This window comes from Sphingobacterium hungaricum (assembly GCF_015210005.1).
Classification (GTDB): Bacteria; Bacteroidota; Bacteroidia; order Sphingobacteriales; family Sphingobacteriaceae; genus Sphingobacterium; species Sphingobacterium hungaricum.
Genome location: NZ_MU158698.1, coordinates 2,079,926 through 2,087,351, shown reverse-complemented (window position 1 = coordinate 2,087,351; position 7,426 = coordinate 2,079,926). Strand labels below are relative to the sequence as shown.

Genomic DNA, 7,426 nt, shown 5'->3' with positions numbered 1-7,426 from the left:
GATTTGCTTAGCTTAAGTTTGTTTTTTGGAAGAAAAAATCTTCCTTGCGAACTTTCGCTCTCTCAAGCTACTCGCTGCGTTTACATGATCATTTTCTTAAAGAACTTCTATCGCATCCGCTTCGCGCTTCTGCTTATATAACCTCGCTGCTGCCAGCTTGATCTTTTCGTTTTTATTCCCAAGATCCCTTCAGATCTTGTCCCCTTCGTTTCCGTTGGGACTGCAAAGGTAGAAATCTTTTCCGAACCTCCAAAACTTTTTTTGTTTTATTTTGTTTGGAACGTTTTGGGCTTGCTTTCCGCTATCGCTAGCTTCTGGCTATTTCTCCCGATTTCCTTGCTTTTCAATGCTGTCCCTCCCTTGCGGAGTGGTGCAAAAGTAGAAAATTAAATAGATACGAAGCAAATATTAATTTAATATTAACGCTAAACTATTCATTGTGTGAACAATAAATTTATCTATGAATAATATCAGCAAACAAAACCTTATTTAGAAGAAAAAAATAGTCGTTTTTGGATAAGTAAAAAACCTTGCTTTTTAATTCTAAGATTTATTACAATTAGTCTTTTGATGAGATTAAAAGCAAAAAAAATAGAGTTTGCTCTGCAAACCCTATCCTTATCTAGTATATAGAAGCTATTTAAAAATATTTTATTTCACCAGTTTCTTGTACTTAATTCGCTTAGGAGCGACATCACCCAGCCTTTTTTTCCGGTTTTCTTCGTACTCCGAATAATTACCTTCAAAAAAGTAGACTTGCGAATCACCTTCAAAAGCCAAGATATGTGTACATATACGATCCAGAAACCAACGGTCGTGGGAAATAACCACTGCACAGCCCCCAAAGTTTTCTAAACCCTCTTCTAAAGCCCGCAATGTATTCACATCAATATCATTGGTCGGCTCATCCAATAACAAGACGTTCGAACTCTTCTTTAATGTAATGGCCAAATGCACGCGATTTCTTTCTCCACCTGATAAAATCCCAACTTTCTTTTGCTGATCGGCTCCATTAAAATTGAATTTAGAAACGTAAGCTCTAGAATTGATCGGTTTATTGCCTAGCAAAATATTGTCGTTTCCTTCAGTTATATTCTCCCAAACAGATTTCTCCGCATCTAAATCATCGTGATTCTGATCGACATACCCCAGAACTACGGTCTCGCCTACTTTAAAATCTCCTGTGTCTGGCTGTTCTTGTCCCGTGATCAAACGGAACAAAGTCGTTTTACCCGCACCATTTGGTCCGATAATCCCAACTATTCCGGCAGGCGGTAAGGAAAAACTCAAGTTTTCAAACAAAATACGATCGCCGTAACTTTTAGAAATACTATTCGCTTCAATCACGACATTTCCCAATCGAGGTCCTGGCGGAATAAATAACTCCAATTTTTCTTCGCGCTCTTTCGTTTCCTCCGAAGCCAGTTTATCATAATTATGCAAACGAGCTTTGGATTTTGCATGACGCGCTTTTGGCGCCATCTTCACCCATTCCAACTCGCGCTCTAATGTTTTTTGACGTTTTGTTTCCTGTTTCTCTTCCTGAGCTAAACGTTTTGATTTCTGGTCTAACCAAGAAGAATAATTTCCTTTCCAAGGAATTCCTTCTCCTCTATCCAATTCCAAAATCCACCCAGCTACGTTATCTAAGAAATAACGATCGTGGGTAACCGCAATCACGGTACCTTTATACTGTTGCAAATGTTGTTCTAACCAGTCGATAGATTCAGCGTCCAAGTGGTTAGTCGGTTCATCCAGCAATAAAACATCCGGCTCTTGCAAAAGCAAACGACACATTGCCACACGGCGGCGCTCTCCCCCTGACAAATTGGCAATTAGCGCGTCCGGCTCTGGGCAGCGTAAAGCGTCCATTGCTCGTTCTAACTTAGCATCCAATTCCCAAGCATTGGTCGCATCAATTTTATCCTGCAATTCGCCTTGTCTAGCCAGCAATTTGTCCATCTCATCCGCATCCTCATACACCTCTGGAAGTCCAAATTTTTCATTGATTTCTTCGTACTCCTTTAATATAGCTGTTGTTTCAGCTACACCCTCTTCAACAATTTCCTTAACTGTTTTTTCAGGGTCTAAAATCGGCTCCTGTGCCAAATAACCAACAGAATAACCTGGTGAAAAAACGACTTCACCCTGATACGATTTATCTAAACCACCAATGATTTTCAATAAAGATGATTTTCCGGAACCATTTAAACCAATGACTCCGATTTTTGCTCCATAAAAGAAGGATAGGTATATGTTTTTAAGAACCTGTTTTTGTGGTGGGTAAATCTTATTCACACCCGCCATGGAAAAGATAATTTTTTCTTCAGACATTATGTTAAATATGTAATTTTTCTATCACAAAGATAGATAAAATGATATGAACAACTGACATTTTAGTACTTTTAAGGACATGGCTTAGTTGTTGATAATTATTATAAATAATAAATGATTGTAAAAATATATTTTTATACATTTATATCATCCACATTAAAAATAGAAAGGTAACTAAATGGAAGCAAAATTTTCACCACGCGTAAAAGATGTCATATCGTATAGCCGGGAAGAAGCTTTACGTCTTCGCCACGACTATATAGGTACGGAACATCTTTTATTGGGGTTAATAAGAGAAGGAGACGGAGTAGCAATAAAAATTTTAAGAAATATTGGGGTGGATACAGGAGCTATACGTCAATCTGTAGAAGATGCTGTAAAAGGCTCATCCATTTCGAGAGCACCTATAGGCAACATGCCATTGACAAAACAAGCTGAAAAAGTTTTAAAAATAACCTATTTAGAGGCTAAAATTTTCAAAAGCGATATTATTGGAACTGAGCATTTGTTATTAGCAATCTTACGAGATGAAGAAAACATCGCCTCGCAGATTCTACAACAATATAGTGTGTCTTACGATTTATTTAAAAACGAAGTCGAACAAAACAAAACGTCAATAACGGACGAAGCTGCAGGTTCATCAACAGGTGATGACGATTATGCAGAAGATGACCAACAATTTACTGCACCGAAAAAGGTTTCAGATATTAAATCTAAAACTCCGGTATTGGATAATTTTGGACGCGATTTAACAAAAGCGGCTGAAGATGGTAAATTGGATCCAATTGTTGGACGTGAAAAAGAAATTGAACGCGTTTCGCAGATTTTATCACGCCGGAAGAAAAACAACCCTATTTTAATAGGCGAGCCGGGAGTTGGTAAATCCGCTATCGCTGAAGGATTGGCATTGCGCATTGTGCAACGCAAAGTTTCGCGCGTATTATTCAACAAACGTGTCGTGACTTTGGATTTAGCATCTTTGGTTGCAGGAACGAAGTATCGCGGACAATTCGAAGAACGCATGAAAGCTGTCATGAATGAATTGGAAAAATCACCTGATGTGATTTTATTCATAGATGAAATCCATACCATTGTTGGTGCTGGAGGAGCTTCAGGTTCTTTAGACGCTTCGAATATGTTTAAGCCCGCTTTGGCAAGAGGAGAAATCCAATGTATCGGAGCGACTACATTAGACGAGTATCGTCAGTACATTGAAAAAGATGGTGCTTTAGATCGTCGTTTTCAGAAAGTTCAGGTTGAGCCAGCAAGTCATGATGAGACCATTGAAATCCTTAACCGAATCAAAGACAAATACGAAGAGCATCACAACGTAAATTATACCGACGATGCAATCGAAGCTTGTGTGGCTTTAACCACGCGCTATATCACTGACCGGTTCTTACCAGACAAAGCGATTGACGCATTGGATGAAGCAGGTTCTCGCGTACACTTGAATAACATTCACGTACCTCAAACTATAATTGATATTGAAGAGAAAATCGAAAATGTCAAAATAGAGAAAAACAAAGTTGTTCGTTCTCAAAAATATGAGGAAGCTGCGAAATTACGTGATACGGAGAAAAAACTAATTGAAGAATTAGAGCGCGAAAAAACAGTTTGGGAAGCAGAAACAAAAACAAAACGTTATTTAGTAACGGAAGACAATGTTGCTGAAGTTGTTTCCATGATGACGGGAATTCCGGTTCAACGTGTCAGCCAAACCGACAGCCAAAAATTATTGAACATGGGTGATTCTATGAAAGGAAGAATTATCGGACAAGATGATGCAGTTCAAAAATTGGTTAAAGCTATCCAACGTACACGCGCAGGATTAAAGGACCCTAAAAAACCAATCGGTTCTTTTGTTTTTCTAGGTCCTACGGGAGTTGGTAAAACAGAATTGGCGAAAGAATTAGCTCGTTTTATGTTCAATTCAGAAGAATCCTTGATTCAGATTGACATGAGTGAGTACATGGAAAAATTTGCGGTTTCTCGTTTGGTTGGAGCGCCTCCGGGATATGTGGGATATGAAGAAGGCGGACAATTGACTGAGAAAGTCAGACGCAAACCTTATGCGGTTATCCTGTTAGATGAGATTGAAAAAGCGCATCCAGATGTCTTCAACTTATTGTTGCAAGTTTTAGATGAAGGACAATTAACGGATAGTTTGGGTCGTCGTGTTGATTTTAGAAATACGATCATCATTATGACTTCAAATATCGGAGCACGCCAATTGAAAGAATTTGGACAAGGAGTTGGATTCTCAACTGCAGCCAAAGAAAATCAAGCCGATAAACATTCAAGAGGTGTTATCGAAACGGCGTTGAAACGTGCTTTTGCTCCAGAATTCTTGAACCGTATTGATGATGTGATTGTATTCAACTCGTTAACGAAAGAGAATATTTTCAAAATTATTGATATCGAATTGAAATCTTTATTCAACAGAATTGAGAGTTTAGGACATACAATCGAATTAACTGAGAAAGCTAAAAATTACATAGCTGAAAAAGGTTACGATACTAATTTCGGTGCTCGTCCATTAAAACGTGCGATACAGAAATATTTGGAAGATCCGATCGCTGAGGAATTATTGAAAAGCGATGTGAAATCTGAAACAACTCTATCTGTAGATTTTGATGAAGAGAAGCAAGAAATTGTGGTATCGGCAGTATCTAAAAAAGCGGAAGATACCTCTGTAGAAACCGATGTGTCGGAAGATAAAAAGAAAGATTAATATCCTTTATATAAAATCATCAGAGAGCACCTATTATTGCAATAGGTGCTCTTTTCGTTTAAAGCAATCCGCTTCAGTGCGCTTGACAAATGTGACTCCAGCTCACGGCTAGAAATAAAATAACTTATTTAAACCGTTTGTGGCAAAATTTTTGCTTCAACTAAACTTTTAAGCCTATCTATTGTCTTAAGAGTAATAAAGTATTAAAAAATAATTAACATTAACGCAAAACTATAATCTCATGAAAAAATTTTTATTAGCCTTAGCCATTGGTGGTGCTTCACTTTTGAGTTTCAATTCTTGTACAAAAGAATATATTACAAATGAAAACTTCTTACCGGGGGTAAGTTATGTATATGATATCAATCCGAACAACTGGAGTTTGTCAGGTGATACATATTCGTATACAATTCCAATTGGTGATTTAGATGATGTGTATTTCGAAGACGGACACGTGAATGTTTCTATCACGTATTTGAATTCTGGTGTGTATCAAAATATACCTGCTACAATTTCCAATTACAATTTTAGAGCGAACTATTCGGTTGGAAGCGTTACAATCTTTGCAGATGAAGTTGGAACAACTCCACAAATTACTCCTCCTGCTGCTCTTAAAGTTAAAATTGTATTAACAGATGCTGCCATAGGCAACTAATTTTATATAAAAAAATGAAAGGCTTCGAATTTTTCGAAGCCTTTTTAGTTTATCAACAATTTCTTAGCATGCTCAACCGCAGTTTCTCCTGGATTAGCCCCGCTTAGCATTTCTGCAATTTCTTGAATACGCTCTTCGCTATTCATCAAGCTAATATTGGTTTCTGTGATATTCCCTTTCTCCCTTTTAAACACTTTAAAATGACTTGTGCCTTTGGAAGCAATCTGAGGTAGGTGCGTGATCGCAATGACCTGCATATCTTCGGCCAATTGCTCCATTAAATCGCCTACTTTCAACGCCACTTCTCCTGAAACACCTGTATCGATTTCATCAAATATAATCGTAGGTAAAGCAGAACTTTTAACAACCAAAGATTTTATCGCCAGCATCACACGTGAAAGCTCTCCACCTGAAGCTACTTTATGGATTGGATTTAAAGCCTGTCCTTTATTCGCTGAAAACAAATACTGCACCTGGTCAATACCGTTTTGATTAAATTTAGCTAGTTTGGTCAGCTCGATGGACAATTTAGCTTGTGTCATTCCAACCTGTGCCAATCGCTGTTCGACCTCTTCTTGCATTTGAACTGCAATTTTCTTCCGATTCGCAGAAATAACTTCAGCAATTTCTCTGGTCAATTCATATCGAGCATTCATCTCCCTTTCCAATTCAGCAACGTGTTCTTCTTGATTGCTTACCGCCAAAATTTTCTGTTCGACAGAATCCCTCAGTTCGACTAGCTGCTCCACCGATTCCAATCGGTGTTTTTTCTGAAGCGAATACAATTCGCTTAACCGTTCATTGACTTCAGCTAAGCGCGATTCATCCAAAACAACATCTTGCTCGATTGTGCTCAATTCTTCTACAATGTCCTTAATTTCTATGGTCGCACTCTGAAGACGGTTCGTTAAATCACCTATCGCAGGAAGATAATTGCTAATTTGATTTAAGTTGCTTATTGCATCTTTTAACTGAAACAAAACATTTATTTCGCTATCTTCTAGAGCATATGTCGAAGCTAACAATGCTTTTTTAATTTCCTCCGCATTTTCCAATTGAGTTTGTTCCAACTCCAGTTGAGCTTGCTCATCTGCTTTCAGGTTAAATTTTTCCAGCTCGTCAAAGATGAAGCGATTGTAATCCAGCTCAGCGGCAGCTTTATTGATTTCCTCTTTGGTTTCAGCCAATCGATTGACTGATTTTTTATAGCTAAGCAGCGAATTTCTAAACGTTATCAGGTTGCTTTGGTTATTCGCCAAGCTGTCCAAAACAAATAATTGAAACTCTTCTGTATTGATTTGCAATGTTGCATGCTGCGAATGAATGTCTATCAGTTTTTCTCCTAGGGATTTTAAAACTTGAAGCGTAACAGGCGTATCATTCACAAATGCTCTTGATTTTCCGTCAGCACTGATTTCGCGTCGAATAATCGTTTCTTCTTCGTAATCCAAATCATTTTCTTCGAAGAAGGGTGCTAAAGAATAAGATTGAATACCAAAAAAACCTTCGATAATGCATTTCCTCCCTTCCGAATAAAAAGGCTTCCCTTCTACCCTATTTCCCAAAATCAACCCTAAAGCACCCATAATAATGGATTTCCCAGCACCAGTTTCTCCGGTGATGATGTTTAATCCCTTGGCGAAAGAAATATCCAACGAATCAATCAGGGCATAATTTTTTATAACTAATCGTGACAACATAAA

The 7,426-nt window shown here is 37.9% G+C and carries 4 protein-coding genes; 2 read left to right on the top strand and 2 right to left on the bottom strand.

Annotated elements, in window-relative coordinates; all coding sequences use genetic code 11:
- Window positions 1-651 precede the first annotated feature (651 nt).
- Window positions 652-2,334 carry an energy-dependent translational throttle protein EttA gene (ettA, locus tag C4F49_RS12310; RefSeq protein WP_196936133.1) on the bottom strand — a complete coding sequence of 561 codons (1,683 nt, stop codon included), beginning with the start codon at window positions 2,332-2,334 and terminating at the stop codon, window positions 652-654.
- A gap of 178 nt (window positions 2,335-2,512) precedes the next feature.
- On the opposite strand from ettA, the gene C4F49_RS12305 reads away from it, so the two are divergent.
- Together C4F49_RS12305 and C4F49_RS12300 are read left to right on the top strand one after the other, a co-directional pair.
- A complete protein-coding gene (locus C4F49_RS12305) occupies window positions 2,513-5,068 on the top strand; it encodes an ATP-dependent Clp protease ATP-binding subunit (protein WP_196936132.1) in 2,556 nt (851 codons plus the stop codon).
- Between the two features lie 241 nt (window positions 5,069-5,309).
- Entirely contained in the window at window positions 5,310-5,723 is a 414-nt protein-coding gene (locus tag C4F49_RS12300; RefSeq protein ID WP_196936131.1) for a hypothetical protein, read from the top strand.
- Window positions 5,724-5,767: 44 nt separating this feature from the next.
- Here the strand turns inward: C4F49_RS12300 and recN are convergent, their stop codons facing one another.
- Window positions 5,768-7,423: a DNA repair protein RecN gene (recN, locus tag C4F49_RS12295; RefSeq protein ID WP_196936130.1), complete on the bottom strand. Its 1,656-nt coding sequence runs from the start codon at window positions 7,421-7,423 to the stop codon at window positions 5,768-5,770.
- Window positions 7,424-7,426: the final 3 nt, after the last annotated feature.

Excerpts from the sequence above, each read along its gene's own strand:
- recN (WP_196936130.1), bottom strand. The coding sequence starts at position 7,423 with ATGTTGTCACGATTAGTTATAAAAAATTATGCCCTGATTGATTCGTTG.
- C4F49_RS12300 (WP_196936131.1), top strand. The coding sequence starts at position 5,310 with ATGAAAAAATTTTTATTAGCCTTAGCCATTGGTGGTGCTTCACTTTTG.
- ettA (WP_196936133.1), bottom strand. The coding sequence starts at position 2,334 with ATGTCTGAAGAAAAAATTATCTTTTCCATGGCGGGTGTGAATAAGATT.
- C4F49_RS12305 (WP_196936132.1), top strand. The coding sequence starts at position 2,513 with ATGGAAGCAAAATTTTCACCACGCGTAAAAGATGTCATATCGTATAGC.